The sequence below is a fragment of the Streptomyces sp. CCM_MD2014 genome, assembly GCF_000772045.1.
Classification (GTDB): domain Bacteria; phylum Actinomycetota; class Actinomycetes; order Streptomycetales; family Streptomycetaceae; genus Streptomyces; species Streptomyces salinarius.
This window is the reverse complement of the sequence record NZ_CP009754.1, coordinates 7,993,516-8,006,066: the sequence shown is the minus strand read 5'-3', so window position 1 is coordinate 8,006,066 and position 12,551 is coordinate 7,993,516. Positions and strand designations below refer to the sequence as shown.

Below are 12,551 nucleotides of genomic sequence, written 5' to 3'. Positions count from 1 at the left end.
GGCTGAATCGCCGGCGTCAGGCGATCACGGCCTCCCACGTGTCGACCGCGAAGTGGACCGTCATGCCGTTGCGGCCGTACAGCCGCGGGGCTCCCGTCGCGTTGGCGGTGTCCACGCCGAGGCCCACCGTGTCCCTGCCCCGCGCGGCGAAGTGCGCGAAGGCGTGGCGCAGGAGGAAGCCGCCGAGGCCCCGGCCGCGGGCCTCGCGCAGCACGCCGATGCTGCGGATCCAGCCCATGGCCTCGCGGTCGTCCCGGGCCAGCAGGAATCCGGCGTCGCCCAGGTCGTCGGTTCCGGCGATCCACACCAGGGACCAGTCCAGCCCCGCGGCGTCGATGTCGGCCAGCCACAGCCGGTACTCGCGCGGCTGGAAGTCGAAGTGCCGGGCGAACGACCGCTGGTACAGCTCGTGCACCTTGAGGCGGTCCGCCTCCGTGGTGCACGCCCGCACCCGCACACCGGCGGGAACCTCGGGCGGGAGGTCGGCCGCCGGGTCCAGCGGGCGGCGCAGTACGTGGTAGGTGCGCACGACACTCCAGCCGCGCCCGGTGAGGAGCGCGGTGTCGATCGTGGGCCGGGCGTTGAGGTGGAGGTGGACGACGGCACGCTCCGCGCCGTTCGCCCGTGCCACGGCCAGGGCGCGGGCCTCCATGGCGGCCAGCATGTCCAGCCCGGCCCGCTGGTGGTCGGGCAGCACGTAGTGGTCGATGTCGACGCGCTCTGCGCCGGAGTCGTCCCACAGCAGTCCGTACGCCACCAGCCGGCCGTCGTCGAAGGCGAGCCACGAGTCCCGGGTCAGGTCCGTGCGCGGGTGCTTCAGATCGGCCTCGACGGTGTGCTGGTCGGTCTCGGGGCGGCCGATCTCGATCCGGTCTATCTCGTTGAGGAGTGCGGTGACGGCGGGCGCGTCGGCGAGCGTGGCCGGACGCAGGTCGGCAGGGGGCATGAGGAGCAGGTTCGGGGACGGCGACGGGTGACCGCAACGGAATATCCGCCGGCGCGGGGGAAGGACGGGGCCTGGGAACGTACGCGAAAGACATGACGCGGGGACGTAGGACGGCGAACCGGGGGCATACGGAGGGCCCGAGGCCTTCTCCTCCGCCGACCCACGGGAGTCCCCTGTGACGCCGAGCCTGCGCACCGCCCGTGCGTGCCGTGCCGCCGCCGTGCTCCTTCTCGCCTCCGCCGGATACGCGGCCGCCCACCATCCGTGGCTCGCCCTGCCCGGCCTGTACGCCGCCGCCGTGTTCGCCTGGTGCGCCGCGCGTGAGGGCGCGCTGCACCGTCGCGGGCTCCTCCTGGCGGGGCGGGCCGGGCGCCCGGCCCGCCCCGGCGCCGTGCCCGTCCCCGTGGACTGCTGCGAGCGGTGGTGGACCTCTCTGGGTACGCGGCACGACGCGTCCTGCCGTCGGCACACGGGCGCGCCGGACCAGGGCCGCGCCCGCCCCGCATCCCAGTAGGCGCGGCGACGGGCGCGTGCCGTACGGGCCCGCCGCCGGAGCGCGGGCGGGGGTCCGCGATGAACGCAGCGGCGGCCGTTCAGCCGACGACCGCGGTGGCCTCGACCTCGATCAGGTGCTCGGGCACGTCGAGTGCCGCGACGCCCAGCAGGGTGGCCGGGGCCGCCGGGGTCACCCCCAGCCTCGCGGCCGCCCGTGCGATGCCGTCCAGCAGGAGGGGCATCTTGTCGGGGGTCCAGTCGACGACGTGGACGTTCAGCTTCGCCACGTCGGCGAAGGACGCCCCGGCCGCCGCCAGGGCGGTGGCGACGTTGAGGTAGCACTGCTCGGTCTGCGCGGCCAGGTCCCCTTCGCCGACGGTGACGCCGTCGGCGTCCCAGGCGACCTGCCCGGCGACGAAGACCAGCTTGGCTCCGGACGCGATCGACACCTGCCGGTACACGTCGATCTCCGGCAGCCCGCCGGGGTTCACCAGGGTGACGGCCATGTTTTCTGCCTCCTTGCTTTCGCACTCTCCTGTGGTTACTCGGGAACCGTAGGAGAGTGGGCGCGAACAGGGAAGAACGCACTTTCCGGTGACTCGGGAACCAGAAGGTGACCGTGCGGCTCACCGGCAAGTGGCCACGACGTCCGCCTCTTTGCCTTTCCTTTGCCTTTCGGGAACCCTGTGGTTCCCGGGCGCGTTCATCGTGATGACCGCGGGAATCGCGGCCGAGGACAGACCGGTACGCAGCGACAGAAGCCGAGGTGGCACGAGTGGCGATGTGGGACAAGATCAAGGACCAGGCCAAGACCTTCCAGCAGTCCCAGGGCGCCCGGGGAGCGAGCGGATCGGGGCAGGGATCGCACGGCGGCCCCCTGGGAGGCGGCAGGCCGGGCTCGTCCTCCGGCGGCGGCTCCAAGGCCCAGCTGATCGGGATGTTCAAGTCCCAGCTCGCCTCCGCCAAGAACGAGCTCAAGAGCGGCGCCTACCGGGACGCCAGTATGGCCATGTGCGCGCTGGTGGCCGCCGCGGACGGACGGGTGGAGCCTTCGGAGCGGCAGCGTGTGGAGGAGCTGATCGTCTCCAACGAGGTGCTGCAGAACTTCCCGGCGGACCAGCTCCGCCAGCGGTTCAACCAGCATGTGGACCGGCTCCTCGCCAACTTCGAACAGGGCAGGGCCGAGGCCCTCCAGGTGATCGCCAAGGCCGCCAAGAAGCCCGCGGAGGCCCGTGCCGTCGTCCAGACCGGCATGGTCGTCGCCGGGGCCGACGGCACCTTCGAGCCGTCCGAGCAGTACGCGATCCGCGAGGCCTGCACCGCGCTCGACATCCCGCCCTCGGAGTTCGGCGTCTGATCCCGGTCACTCCCCCGGCCGGCGCCCGATAAGACGGTTGACGGCCGTCGGCGCGGAAGGGTCCGATGGCGCCCATGAGTTCAGGGCAGACGCACCGGGGCCCGTACGGCCTCGACGACCGCCTCGTACGGCGGCTGGTCGAGGGGCAGTTCCCGCAGTGGGCGGGGCTGCCCCTCGGGCGCCATCCCTCCGGGGGCACGGTCAACGCGATGTACCGCCTCGGCGAGGACATGGTCGTACGGCTGCCGCTGGCCGAAGGCGGCGTGGCGGACGTGACGACGGAGCGGGAGTGGCTGCCCCGGCTGTCGCCGCTGCTGCCCACCGCCGTACCCGAGGTCCTCGGGGAAGGCGCGCCGGCGGAGGGCTACCCGTGGCCCTGGTCGGTCTACCGGTGGCTGCCCGGAGAGCTCCCGGAGGCCGGGAGGCTGACGGACCCGGAGTCGCTGGCGGTGGATCTGGCCGGCTTCGTGACGGCGATGCGCGGCATCACCCTGCCGAACGCGCCGCAGGCGTACCGCGGCGGGCCGCTCGCCACGCTCGACGCCGCCACGCGGGCCGCTCTCGACGCCCTGCGCGGCCTGCCCGAGGAGGGCGCCGACTGCGACGCCCTGACCGAGGTGTGGCAGGACTCGTTGCGCGCCCCGGCCTGGGACGGGCCGCCCCGGTGGCTGCACGCGGACCTGATGCCGGGCAACCTGCTGGTGACCGGCGGCAGACTGTCCGCGGTGATCGACTTCGGGTGCACGGGCGTGGGCGATCCGGCCTGCGACCTCTTCCCTGCCTGGAATCTGCTGCCGGCCGGTGCGCGAGAGGTCTTCCGCGAGGCACTCGGCGTGGACGGGGCGACCTGGCGGCGCGGCCGGGGCCGCACCCTCTCCCAGGCGCTGATCGCCCTGCCGTACTACCGCAAGACCAACCCCGCGATGGCCGGCAACGCCCGCCACGTGATCCGGGAGGTACTGAGCGAGAGCGGCTGACTAGGGCGCGATCCCCACGCCCTCGATCCTGCTCCACGCCCGCTCCTGAGCTGCCGTCATGGCAGGCCAGGCGAGGCCGCCCGGACGGGGCCGCACCCGTGAGGCGTACGGCGAGGGACGGAAGCCGGGGTCGTAGAAGCAGCCCTCGCCGTAGGTGGCGTCGAAGGTGCCGCAGGAGGCGGCGATCGAACGCGGGCTCGGCCTGCGGCCGGTGCGCACCCAGGTGTCCAGCGCCGATATGGAGCCGGCGTACTCGGAGTCGCTCAGCGAGCTGTGCTCGTGTTCCCGCGTGAAGGTCTGGACGAGGTTCCCCTCCCGGCCGGCCCCTCGGAGGGTGGCGCGGTAGGCCGCCTCGTGCTCCACGAAGGCCGTCGGGTCGTCGATGGCGTGGAGGGTGAGGACGGGGAGGGAGACCTTGCCGGTGAGGTCGCTGTCCCAGGAAAGGTCACGGCGTGCGGTGGGATCGGCCGAGAAGCGCTCGACACCGGCGTTGAGCGCCTTGTCGTCGTGCGAACCCGTGTAGTGCACGCCCCGGTTGCCGAAGGGGTTCCGCCCGTCGAGCCGGTTGGTCACGATGTCCCGGAAGGTGAAGGTGGCGAACCGCAGATGTGACTCCAGGGTGCGCTCGGGGATGCCCGTGACGCCGAGGATGTCGTCGAGGTTGCGCTGCTGCAGCGCGGTCCGGTCGGCCGGCTCGGAGGCGTAGCCGGTGCACTCCTGGAGGCGGGCGCGCAGACCGGCGGTCGTCATGGCGGAGCCCGGGCGCAGGCCCTGCCACAGCGGGTACTGCGGTTCGGCCGGGCGCGGATGGTTGTGGCAGTAGTACTGGTAGACCACCCGCAGGTCCACTCGGTAGTCGTAGCCGCGCGAACCGCCGCCGAGCACACCGTTGGTCAGCAGCACCCCGTCGTAGGCGCCGGGCCGCCGGCCGTACGTCTCGGCGACCTTGGCGGCGACGTTCCCGCCCCAGGACTGACCGTGCAGGTAGGTGTGTTGCGGCCGGCCGAACCGGTCGGTGAACAGGCGGCGCACGTTCTCGGTGTCGGCGGCCGCCATACGGGCCCCGTAGCCGCCGCGCCGGTAGGAGGAGCCGGCCCAGGCGTACCCCTGGTCGACCATCACCGCCCAGCGTTCCAGGTCCTCGGTGCTGCGGGCCGGGTCGGAGGCGTCACCGAGGTCGGGGCCGCCGTGGGCGTGCACGACGAGCGAGCCGTTCCAGCGATGGGGCACCGCCATCGCGTAGTAGGCGCCGTTGGCGTCCCGTCCGGTGTAGCAGGTGGCCTTCTGCGCGAGGGCGGGCGGGCAGTCGGCGGCCGCCGGCTGCCCGCTCCCCGGCTCCGCCGCGGCCCGTGCGGGGGTCGCGGAGACGTTGCCGAGAGTGCCGAGGAGAAGGGTGGCGAGTGCGGCGGCCACCACCGCCGGGCGGCTTCTGCGGTGGGCGGGCCTGGTGTCGTGCGCGGGAGCGTGGGGCGTGGGCAAGGTGCGGCTCCTGTGGGTGGTGCGCCGGTGCTGCGGACCGGCGCGAAGTTGCGCTGCGAGCCGGGATGTTAGGAACCCTCCGGAGCCGGAGCCACCCCTTCCGCCGTTGCGTTCATAGTGTTCGCCCGCTCCGCCCGCTCCGGGCCTTCGGACCCCTCCTGCGTGCCCTCTTGACGGCCCATTGGTCTCTACCTATCGTCACCGCCCAGCCGAACGTTCAGAACACCACTCAGCGTTCACATACTTGAACGGATGGACCCCCCACATGTCCTCTGCTCCGACGCACCGCCACCGCAGATCCCGCGCCGCCCTCCTCGCGACCGTCACCGCCGCGCTCGTCGGCACCCTGCTGGCCGGACCCGGGGCGACCGCTCCCCGCGCGGACGCCGCACCGGCTGCGTTCACGCATCCCGGAGTCACCGTCTCCCGGGGCCAACTCGACTTCGCCCGTGCCAAGGTCGAGGCCGGGGCCCAGCTCTGGAAGGGCGCCTTCGACCGGATGACGGCGAGCAGGTACGCCGACCCGAACCGCACCCCGAAGCCCCGCGCGGTGGTCGAGTGCGGTTCCTACTCCAACCCGAACCACGGCTGCACCGACGAGCGCGAAGACGCGATCGCGGCCTACACCAACGCGCTGGCCTGGTACATCACCCGTGACGAGCGCTACGCCCGCAAGTCGATCGAGCTGATGGACGCGTGGTCCGCCGTGATCCGGGACCACACCAACAGCAACGCCCCGCTGCAGACGGGCTGGGCGGGCTCCTCATGGCCCAAGGCCGCCGAGATCATCAAGTACACGTACACCGGAACGTGGGCGAACTCCGGCCGCTTCGCCACCATGCTCCGCGACGTGTACCTGCCCGAGGTCATCAACGGGTCGAACTCGAACGGCAACTGGGAGCTGACGATGACGGAGGCCGCCGTCGGCATCTCCGTCTTCCTGGAGGACAGGGCGTCCTACGACCGGGCCATGGCCAGGTTCCGCACCCGCACGGCCGCCTATGTGTACCTGGAGTCCGACGGGGACCTGCCGAAGACCGTCCCGAGCCAGCACCTCGACACCAGGGAAGAGATCGTCAGGTACTGGCAGGGCCAGTCCGTCTTCGTCACCGGCCTCACCCAGGAGACCTGCCGGGACTTCACCCACACCGGATACGGCATCTCGTCCATCTCGCACGTCGCCGAGACCAGCCGGATCCAGGGGCAGGACCTGTACGGCACCGACGTCGGCGAGCGGCTGCGGCAGGCGCTCGGCTTCCAGGCCAGGTACGAGCAGGGCGCCGTGGCCCCGAGTTGGCTGTGCGGCGGCGAACTCGACCTCGGCCTGGGCCCGGTCACCGAGGTCGGCTACAACGCCATGCACAACCGCCTCGGCTTCGCCATGACCAACACCCAGGCCCTGACAGAGCGCACCCGCCCCTCGGGCACGAACAACCTCTTCGTCGCCTGGGAGACCCTCACCCACGGCGACAACCCCGCCTGAGTGGACGGTGTGCGACGCCCGGTCAGCTGTCGTAGTCCACGGTCAGCTTGTCGGAGACCGGGTACGACTGGCAGGTCAGGACGTAGCCCGCGTCGACCTCGGCCGCCTCGAGCGCGTAGTTGCGGCGCATGTCGACGCTGCCGTCGGTGACCAGGGCCCGGCAGGTCCCGCAGACCCCGCCCTTGCAGGCGAAGGGCAGGTCGGGGCGGGTCTGCTGGGCCCCGTCGAGGACCGACCGCTCCCGGGAGAGCGGTGCGGTCGTGGAGCGGCCGTCCAGGGTGACGGTGACCTCGCTGACGGGGCCCTCGGGGCCGCTCTCCTCGTGGTGGACCTCCCGCACGGGCTCGTCGTCGGCGAAGAACAGTTCCCGGTGGACGCGCTCCGCCGGGACGCCGAGGCCGGCCAGGACCTGCTGGGCGCCGGCGACCATGCCCTGCGGGCCGCACAGCCACCAGTGGTCCACGCTGTCGACGTCCAGCAGGGAGTCGACGAGTGCGGAGAGCCGGCCGGCGTCCAGACGCCCGGAGAGCACCTCGGCCTCGCGGGGTTCACGGGAGAGCACGTGGGCGAGGTGGAAACGGGTGGGGTGGAGGTCCTTCAGGTCGGCCAGCTCGTCGGCGAACATCACCGTGTCCGTGCGGCGGTTGCCGTAGAAGAGGGTGACGGTGGAGCGGTCGTCGGCGGCGAGCACCGACTCGGCGATGGACACCATCGGCGTGATGCCCGAGCCGGCCGCGATCAGGACGTGGTGGCCGGGGGTGGTCAGGTCGGGAGTGAAGAGGCCGGTGGGGGCCATCACCTCCACGGAGTCGCCCGGTCGCACGTCGTTGACCAGCCACGCCGAGAACAGTCCGCCCGGCACCACCCGCACCCCGATGCGCGGCGCCGCGCCGGCCGGTGCGCAGATCGAGTAGGAGCGGCGCTCGTCCCGGCCGTCCACCTCGCGCCGCAGGGTGAGCGACTGGCCGGGCGCGAAGGCGAACTCCCCGGCCAGCTCGTCGGGGATCTCGAAGCTCACGGCCGCGGCGTCCGCGCACAGCCGCTCGACGGCGGCGACGCGCAGGGTGTGGAAGGCGGGCCGGCGGCGGGTGCGCACCGGGGCCGCCGGGACGGGGGCGGTCGGGGCCATCAGATCTCCTTGACGTACTCGAACGGCTCGCGGCAGGCCCGGCAGCGCCACAGCGCCTTGCAGGACGTGGCGGCGAAGCGGGAGGTCTCCTCGGTGTCCGCCGAGCCGCAGCGGGGACAGGGCACGGCCGGCCGGGTGGGCGACAGGACGAGGGGGACGGGACCGCCCCGGGGTGCGGCCCCGGGCGGGGCGATGCCGTGCTCGGCGAGCTTGCGGCGGCCCGCCTCGGTGATCCAGTCGCTGGTCCAGGGCGGGTCCAGGACGGTGCGGATCTCCACGCGCGCGTACCCCGCCGCCCGCAGTCGCGCGGCGACGTCCGCCCGCATCTCGGCCATGGCGGGGCAGCCCGAGTAGGTGGGGGTGAGCCCGGCGACCACGGTGCCGTCCTCGCCGACCTCGACGTCGCGCAGGACGCCGAGGTCGGCGAGGGTGAGCATGGGCAGCTCGGGGTCGGGCACCTGCTCGGCGACGTGCCGGGCGCGGCGGGCGGCGTCCAGGGGGGCGGGGATGCCGGTCACCACGTCGCCTCCGGGTGGGCGCGGGCGACGCCCTGCAGCTCGGTCAGGAGCGGCGCCAGGTGTTCGGTGTGCTCGCCGGCGCGGCCCGAGCCGGGCAGTGGGCGGTAGACCGGGAGCGGCAGTCCGGCGGCCTCGGTGACCTGGCGCAGGTCGTCGGCGACCTCGTCCCGGACGTCGTACGCCGTGTGCAGCTCGCCGAGGTAGGGGGCGACCTCGTCCAGCGCGGCGCGCATCCTCCGGTGGGACTCGTCCGTGCCGTCGCCCAGGCGCACGCACCACTCGGCGGCGTACTGCCGGTGGTAGGCCAGCTCCTTGACGCCCTTGGCGGCGACCGCGGCGAGTACCGGGTCCGGGTGGGTCTCGAGCCGCCGGAAGTGGGCGAGGCGCCAGCTGGAGAGCACCAGCAGCCGCACGACCGTGAACGCGAAGTCGCCGCCGGGGAGTTCGGCCAGGCGTACGTTGCGGAAGTCGTCGGCCTCGCGGAAGTAGGCGTAGGCGTCCTCGTCCCGGCCGGTGCCGTCCACCTGGCCGGCGCGGGAGTAGAGCAGGCGGGCCTGGCCGAGGAGGTCGAGGCCGATGTTGGCCAGCGCCACCTCCTCCTCCAGCTCCGGCGCCCGGGTGACCCACTCGGCGAGCCGCTGGGCGCTCACCAGGGCGTCGTCGGCGAGCGCCACGCAGTCCGCGGCCAGCGCACCGGCGTCGACGCCCTCGGGCACGGTGGTGGCGACGCCGTGCAGCGGGTCCTCGAAGCCGGTGCCGTAGGCCCAGCGGGTGTCGTCCTCGTGCCCCTCGGCCAGGGTGAGGTAGACGTGGTCGTCACTCATGCCCTGCTCCTAGATGTGGGGGACGTCGTCGGGGATGTCGTAGAAGGTCGGATGGCGGTAGACCTTGTCGGCGCTGGGGGCGAAGAAGGGGTCCTTCTCGTCCCGGGTGGAGGCGGCGATGTGCTCGGAGCGGACCACCCAGATGCTCACGCCCTCGTTGCGCCGCGTGTAGAGGTCGCGGGCGTGGGTGAGGGCCATGGCGTCGTCGGCGGCGTGCAGCGAGCCGACGTGGACGTGGTTGAGGCCGCGCTTGCCGCGCACGAAGACCTCGTACAGCGGCCAGCCCTGCTTCCCGGACTGCTCGGCGCTCATGCGGCCGCTCCCTTCCGTGCGCGGGCGGCCTGCTTGGCGGCGTGGGCGGTGGCCGCCTCGCGCACCCATGCGCCCTCCTCGTGGGCGGTGCGCCGCCGCTCCATCCGCCGGTCGTTGCACGGGCCGTCGCCCTTGATGACGCGCATCAGCTCGTCCCAGTCGGGGGTGCCGAAGTCGTGGTGCCCGGTCTCCTCGTTCCAGCGCAACTCCGGGTCGGGCAGGGTGACGCCGAGCTTCTCGGCCTGCGGGACGGTCATGTCGACGAAGCGGCGGCGCAGTTCGTCGTTGCTGTGCCGCTTGATCTTCCAGGCCATCGACCGCGCCGAGTTGGGCGAGGCGTCGTCGGGCGGGCCGAACATCATCAGGGAGGGCCACCACCAGCGGTTCACCGCGTCCTGGACCATCTCGCGCTGGGCGGCGGTGCCGCGCATCATCGTCATCAGCAGTTCGTAGCCCTGCCGCTGGTGGAAGGACTCCTCCTTGCAGATGCGCACCATCGCGCGGGCGTAGGGCCCGTAGGAGCTGCGGCACAGCGGCACCTGGTTGCAGATCGCGGCGCCGTCCACGAACCAGCCGATCACGCCGACGTCGGCGAAGCTGAGGGTCGGGTAGTTGAAGATCGAGGAGTACTTCTGGCGGCCCTCGATCAGCCGCCGGGTGAGGTCGTCGCGGTCCGCGCCGAGCGTCTCGGCCGCCGAGTACAGGTACAGGCCGTGGCCGGCCTCGTCCTGGACCTTGGCGAAGAGGATCGCCTTGCGGCGCAGGGACGGGGCCCGGGTGATCCACTCGCCCTCGGGCTGCATGCCGATGATCTCCGAGTGCGCGTGCTGGGCGATCTGCCGGATCAGCGTCTTGCGGTAGCCGTCGGGCATCCAGTCCCGCGGCTCGATGCGCTGGTCGCGTGCGATCGTCGCGTCGAAGTGCTCCTGGAGTCCGTCCGGCGCGTGAGGGGGCGGCGCCTCGGCGGCGTGTGTCGTGGTCATCGTCACCAGCTTCCCAACCGACCATTCGTTCGGTATCAGTGTGACGTGTTTCCCCGCGCCGGGCAAGAGCCGGATCACCGCCGGTCACACTCTTGACAGCCCCGTCGCGTGGCTGGATTACTTGACCTTGCCGCGCGCTAACCGAATGGTCGGTCGGGAAACACAAGGTGGTGGGTACGGTGTCGCAGACCACTGAGCAGACGCCCACGGAGGCGATGTTCTCCGCGGACGAGGCCTCCCGGGGGCTCGGCATCGAGCTGGTGGAGCACGGCGAGGGGACCGCCGTGGCCCGCATGACCGTGACCCCGGCGATGGTGAACGGCCACCGGATCGCCCACGGCGGCTTCGTGTTCCTGCTCGCCGACACCGCGTTCGCCTGCGCCTGCAACGCCTACGGCCCGGTGACCGTCGCGGCCGGCGCCGACATCGTCTTCGTCGCCCCGGCGCGCGAGGGCGACGTGCTCGTGGCCCGCGCCGAGGAGCGTGCCCGGTACGGGCGCAGCGGGATCTACGACGTGAGCGTGCGCCGCGGCGAGGAGTTGATCGCGGAGTTCCGCGGCCGCAGCCGCAGCGCGCGGGACGACACGGCGCGCGAGGCGCCGGGCACGACGACGAAGGAGTCGCGATGAGCAGCGAGCCGACGACCGGGGCGGTCCCGGCACCCCGACCGGGCGAGCCCCTCCCCCACGACCTGCTCGACGACGCCGAGCGGCTCTCCCGCGAGCAGCTCCGGGAGCTCCAGCTCGACCGCCTGCGCGCGACCCTGCGCCACGCCTACGACAATGTGGAGCTGTACCGCAAGAAGTTCGACGCCGCCGGGGTCACGCCCGACGACTGCCGCAGCCTGGCCGACCTGTCCCGGTTCCCCTTCACCACCAAGGCCGATCTGCGGGACACCTATCCCTTCGGCATGTTCGCCGTCCCGATGTCCGAGGTACGGCGCGTGCACGCCTCCAGCGGCACCACCGGCCGCGCCACCGTCGTCGGGTACACGGACAGCGACCTGTCCATGTGGGCGGACGTCATAGCCCGGTCGATCCGCGCCGCCGGCGGCCGCCCGGGCCACAAGGTGCACATCTCCTACGGCTACGGCCTGTTCACCGGCGGCCTCGGCGCCCACTACGGCGCCGAGCGGGCCGGCTGCACGGTGATCCCCGCCTCCGGCGGCATGACGGCACGGCAGGTGCAGATCATCCAGGACTTCCGGCCCGAGATCATCATGGTCACCCCCTCCTACATGCTCACCCTGCTCGACGAGTTCGAGCGCCAGGGCGTCGATCCGCGCACCAGCTCCCTCAAGGTCGGCATCTTCGGCGCCGAGCCGTGGACCGAGGAGATGCGGCGCGAGATCGAGGAGCGCATGGACATCCACGCCGTCGACATCTACGGCCTGTCCGAGGTGATCGGCCCGGGCGTGGCCCAGGAGTGCGTCGAGACCAAGGACGGGCTGCACATCTGGGAGGACCACTTCTATCCCGAGGTGGTGGACCCCCTCACGGACGCCGTGCTGCCCGAGGGCGAGGAGGGCGAGGTCGTCTTCACCTCCCTCACCAAGGAGGCGCTCCCGGTGATCCGGTACCGCACGCGCGACCTGTCCCGCCTGCTGCCCGGCACCGCACGTCCGGCCTTCCGCCGGATGCGGAAGGTCACGGGCCGCTGCGACGACATGATCATCCTGCGTGGGGTGAACGTCTTCCCCACCCAGGTCGAGGAGATCGTGCTGCGCACCCCCGGCGTCGCCCCGCACTTCCAGATCCGCCTCACCGAACGCGGCCGCATGGACCACATGACCGTACGGGTCGAGGCCCGCCCCGACGCCGGTCCCGAGCAGCGCGAGGCCGCCGCGCGGGCGATCGGACAGGGCGTCAAGGACGGTGTGGGCGTGAGCGTCGAGGTGGAGGTGGTCGACCCGGAAACCCTGGAGCGCTCGGTCGGCAAGATCCGCCGGGTGTGGGACCTGCGGGGCGCGTGAAACGTGATCACCGACACGCCCGTTCCCCGGCCGTACTGGTGTGCACGGTGATGCGGATGGGCAGGAAACGCTTGAT

Annotated in this window: 14 protein-coding genes; 6 read left to right on the top strand and 8 right to left on the bottom strand. The window is 72.5% G+C overall.

Annotated features, from left to right (window positions below; all coding sequences use genetic code 11):
- Positions 1-16: 16 nt before the first annotated feature.
- Positions 17-946 (bottom strand): GNAT family N-acetyltransferase, encoded by a 930-nt coding sequence (locus NI25_RS35850; RefSeq protein ID WP_061446464.1) that lies wholly within the window; start codon positions 944-946, stop codon positions 17-19.
- Positions 947-1,121: 175 nt separating this feature from the next.
- Between NI25_RS35850 and NI25_RS35845 the strand changes: the two genes are divergently transcribed.
- Entirely contained in the window at positions 1,122-1,460 is a 339-nt protein-coding gene (locus NI25_RS35845; protein WP_061446463.1) for a hypothetical protein, read from the top strand.
- A gap of 79 nt (positions 1,461-1,539) precedes the next feature.
- On the opposite strand, the gene NI25_RS35840 is transcribed toward NI25_RS35845, so the two are convergent.
- Positions 1,540-1,947 carry a RidA family protein gene (locus tag NI25_RS35840; RefSeq protein ID WP_061446462.1) on the bottom strand — a complete coding sequence of 136 codons (408 nt, stop codon included), beginning with the start codon at positions 1,945-1,947 and terminating at the stop codon, positions 1,540-1,542.
- A 269-nt stretch (positions 1,948-2,216) separates the two neighbouring features.
- Here NI25_RS35840 and NI25_RS35835 point away from each other — a divergent pair, with 269 nt between their 5' ends.
- Positions 2,217-2,798, top strand: coding sequence for a tellurite resistance TerB family protein (locus NI25_RS35835; RefSeq protein WP_061446461.1), 582 nt, complete (start codon positions 2,217-2,219; stop codon positions 2,796-2,798).
- A gap of 74 nt (positions 2,799-2,872) precedes the next feature.
- Positions 2,873-3,775, top strand: a complete 903-nt coding sequence (locus NI25_RS35830; protein ID WP_061447245.1) for an aminoglycoside phosphotransferase family protein — start codon at positions 2,873-2,875, stop codon at positions 3,773-3,775.
- Here NI25_RS35830 and NI25_RS35825 read toward each other — a convergent pair whose 3' ends face one another.
- On the bottom strand, positions 3,776-5,254 hold the full coding sequence (locus NI25_RS35825) for a DUF6351 family protein (RefSeq protein WP_061446460.1): 1,479 nt from the start codon (positions 5,252-5,254) through the stop codon (positions 3,776-3,778).
- A gap of 265 nt (positions 5,255-5,519) precedes the next feature.
- Here NI25_RS35825 and NI25_RS35820 point away from each other — a divergent pair, with 265 nt between their 5' ends.
- The gene (locus NI25_RS35820) at positions 5,520-6,737 is read left to right on the top strand and encodes an alginate lyase family protein (protein WP_061446459.1); all 1,218 of its coding nucleotides are present in this window, start codon (positions 5,520-5,522) and stop codon (positions 6,735-6,737) included.
- Positions 6,738-6,759: 22 nt separating this feature from the next.
- Here the strand turns inward: NI25_RS35820 and paaE are convergent, their stop codons facing one another.
- From paaE to paaA, 5 genes are read right to left on the bottom strand one after another with little or no spacing between them, the layout of a single operon-like run.
- Positions 6,760-7,866, bottom strand: a complete 1,107-nt coding sequence (paaE, locus tag NI25_RS35815) for a 1,2-phenylacetyl-CoA epoxidase subunit PaaE (protein WP_061446458.1) — start codon at positions 7,864-7,866, stop codon at positions 6,760-6,762.
- Positions 7,866-8,387 carry a 1,2-phenylacetyl-CoA epoxidase subunit PaaD gene (gene paaD / locus NI25_RS35810; RefSeq protein ID WP_061446457.1) on the bottom strand — a complete coding sequence of 174 codons (522 nt, stop codon included), beginning with the start codon at positions 8,385-8,387 and terminating at the stop codon, positions 7,866-7,868. The genes paaE and paaD overlap by 1 nt, the downstream gene beginning before the upstream one ends.
- Positions 8,381-9,208: a 1,2-phenylacetyl-CoA epoxidase subunit PaaC gene (gene paaC, locus NI25_RS35805; protein ID WP_061446456.1), complete on the bottom strand. Its 828-nt coding sequence runs from the start codon at positions 9,206-9,208 to the stop codon at positions 8,381-8,383. Before paaC ends, paaD begins: the two co-directional genes overlap by 7 nt.
- Before the next feature lie 9 nt (positions 9,209-9,217).
- Positions 9,218-9,520, bottom strand: coding sequence for a 1,2-phenylacetyl-CoA epoxidase subunit PaaB (gene paaB / locus NI25_RS35800; protein WP_061446455.1), 303 nt, complete (start codon positions 9,518-9,520; stop codon positions 9,218-9,220).
- Positions 9,517-10,503: a 1,2-phenylacetyl-CoA epoxidase subunit PaaA gene (gene paaA, locus NI25_RS35795; protein ID WP_061447244.1), complete on the bottom strand. Its 987-nt coding sequence runs from the start codon at positions 10,501-10,503 to the stop codon at positions 9,517-9,519. Before paaA ends, paaB begins: the two co-directional genes overlap by 4 nt.
- Positions 10,504-10,718: 215 nt before the next feature.
- On the opposite strand from paaA, the gene paaI reads away from it, so the two are divergent.
- On the top strand, positions 10,719-11,132 hold the full coding sequence (gene paaI / locus NI25_RS35790; protein WP_061447243.1) for a hydroxyphenylacetyl-CoA thioesterase PaaI: 414 nt from the start codon (positions 10,719-10,721) through the stop codon (positions 11,130-11,132).
- Positions 11,129-12,475, top strand: coding sequence for a phenylacetate--CoA ligase PaaK (gene paaK / locus NI25_RS35785; RefSeq protein ID WP_061446454.1), 1,347 nt, complete (start codon positions 11,129-11,131; stop codon positions 12,473-12,475). Before paaI ends, paaK begins: the two co-directional genes overlap by 4 nt.
- Positions 12,476-12,551: the final 76 nt, after the last annotated feature.

Bases quoted from the DNA above. Each gene is read 5' to 3' on its own strand.
- paaK (WP_061446454.1), top strand. From the start codon at position 11,129: ATGAGCAGCGAGCCGACGACCGGGGCGGTCCCGGCACCCCGACCGGGC.
- NI25_RS35820 (WP_061446459.1), top strand. From the start codon at position 5,520: ATGTCCTCTGCTCCGACGCACCGCCACCGCAGATCCCGCGCCGCCCTC.
- NI25_RS35850 (WP_061446464.1), bottom strand. From the start codon at position 946: ATGCCCCCTGCCGACCTGCGTCCGGCCACGCTCGCCGACGCGCCCGCC.
- paaI (WP_061447243.1), top strand. From the start codon at position 10,719: ATGTTCTCCGCGGACGAGGCCTCCCGGGGGCTCGGCATCGAGCTGGTG.
- paaB (WP_061446455.1), bottom strand. From the start codon at position 9,520: ATGAGCGCCGAGCAGTCCGGGAAGCAGGGCTGGCCGCTGTACGAGGTC.
- NI25_RS35830 (WP_061447245.1), top strand. From the start codon at position 2,873: ATGAGTTCAGGGCAGACGCACCGGGGCCCGTACGGCCTCGACGACCGC.
- NI25_RS35840 (WP_061446462.1), bottom strand. From the start codon at position 1,947: ATGGCCGTCACCCTGGTGAACCCCGGCGGGCTGCCGGAGATCGACGTG.
- paaA (WP_061447244.1), bottom strand. From the start codon at position 10,503: ATGACCACGACACACGCCGCCGAGGCGCCGCCCCCTCACGCGCCGGAC.
- paaE (WP_061446458.1), bottom strand. From the start codon at position 7,866: ATGGCCCCGACCGCCCCCGTCCCGGCGGCCCCGGTGCGCACCCGCCGC.
- paaC (WP_061446456.1), bottom strand. From the start codon at position 9,208: ATGAGTGACGACCACGTCTACCTCACCCTGGCCGAGGGGCACGAGGAC.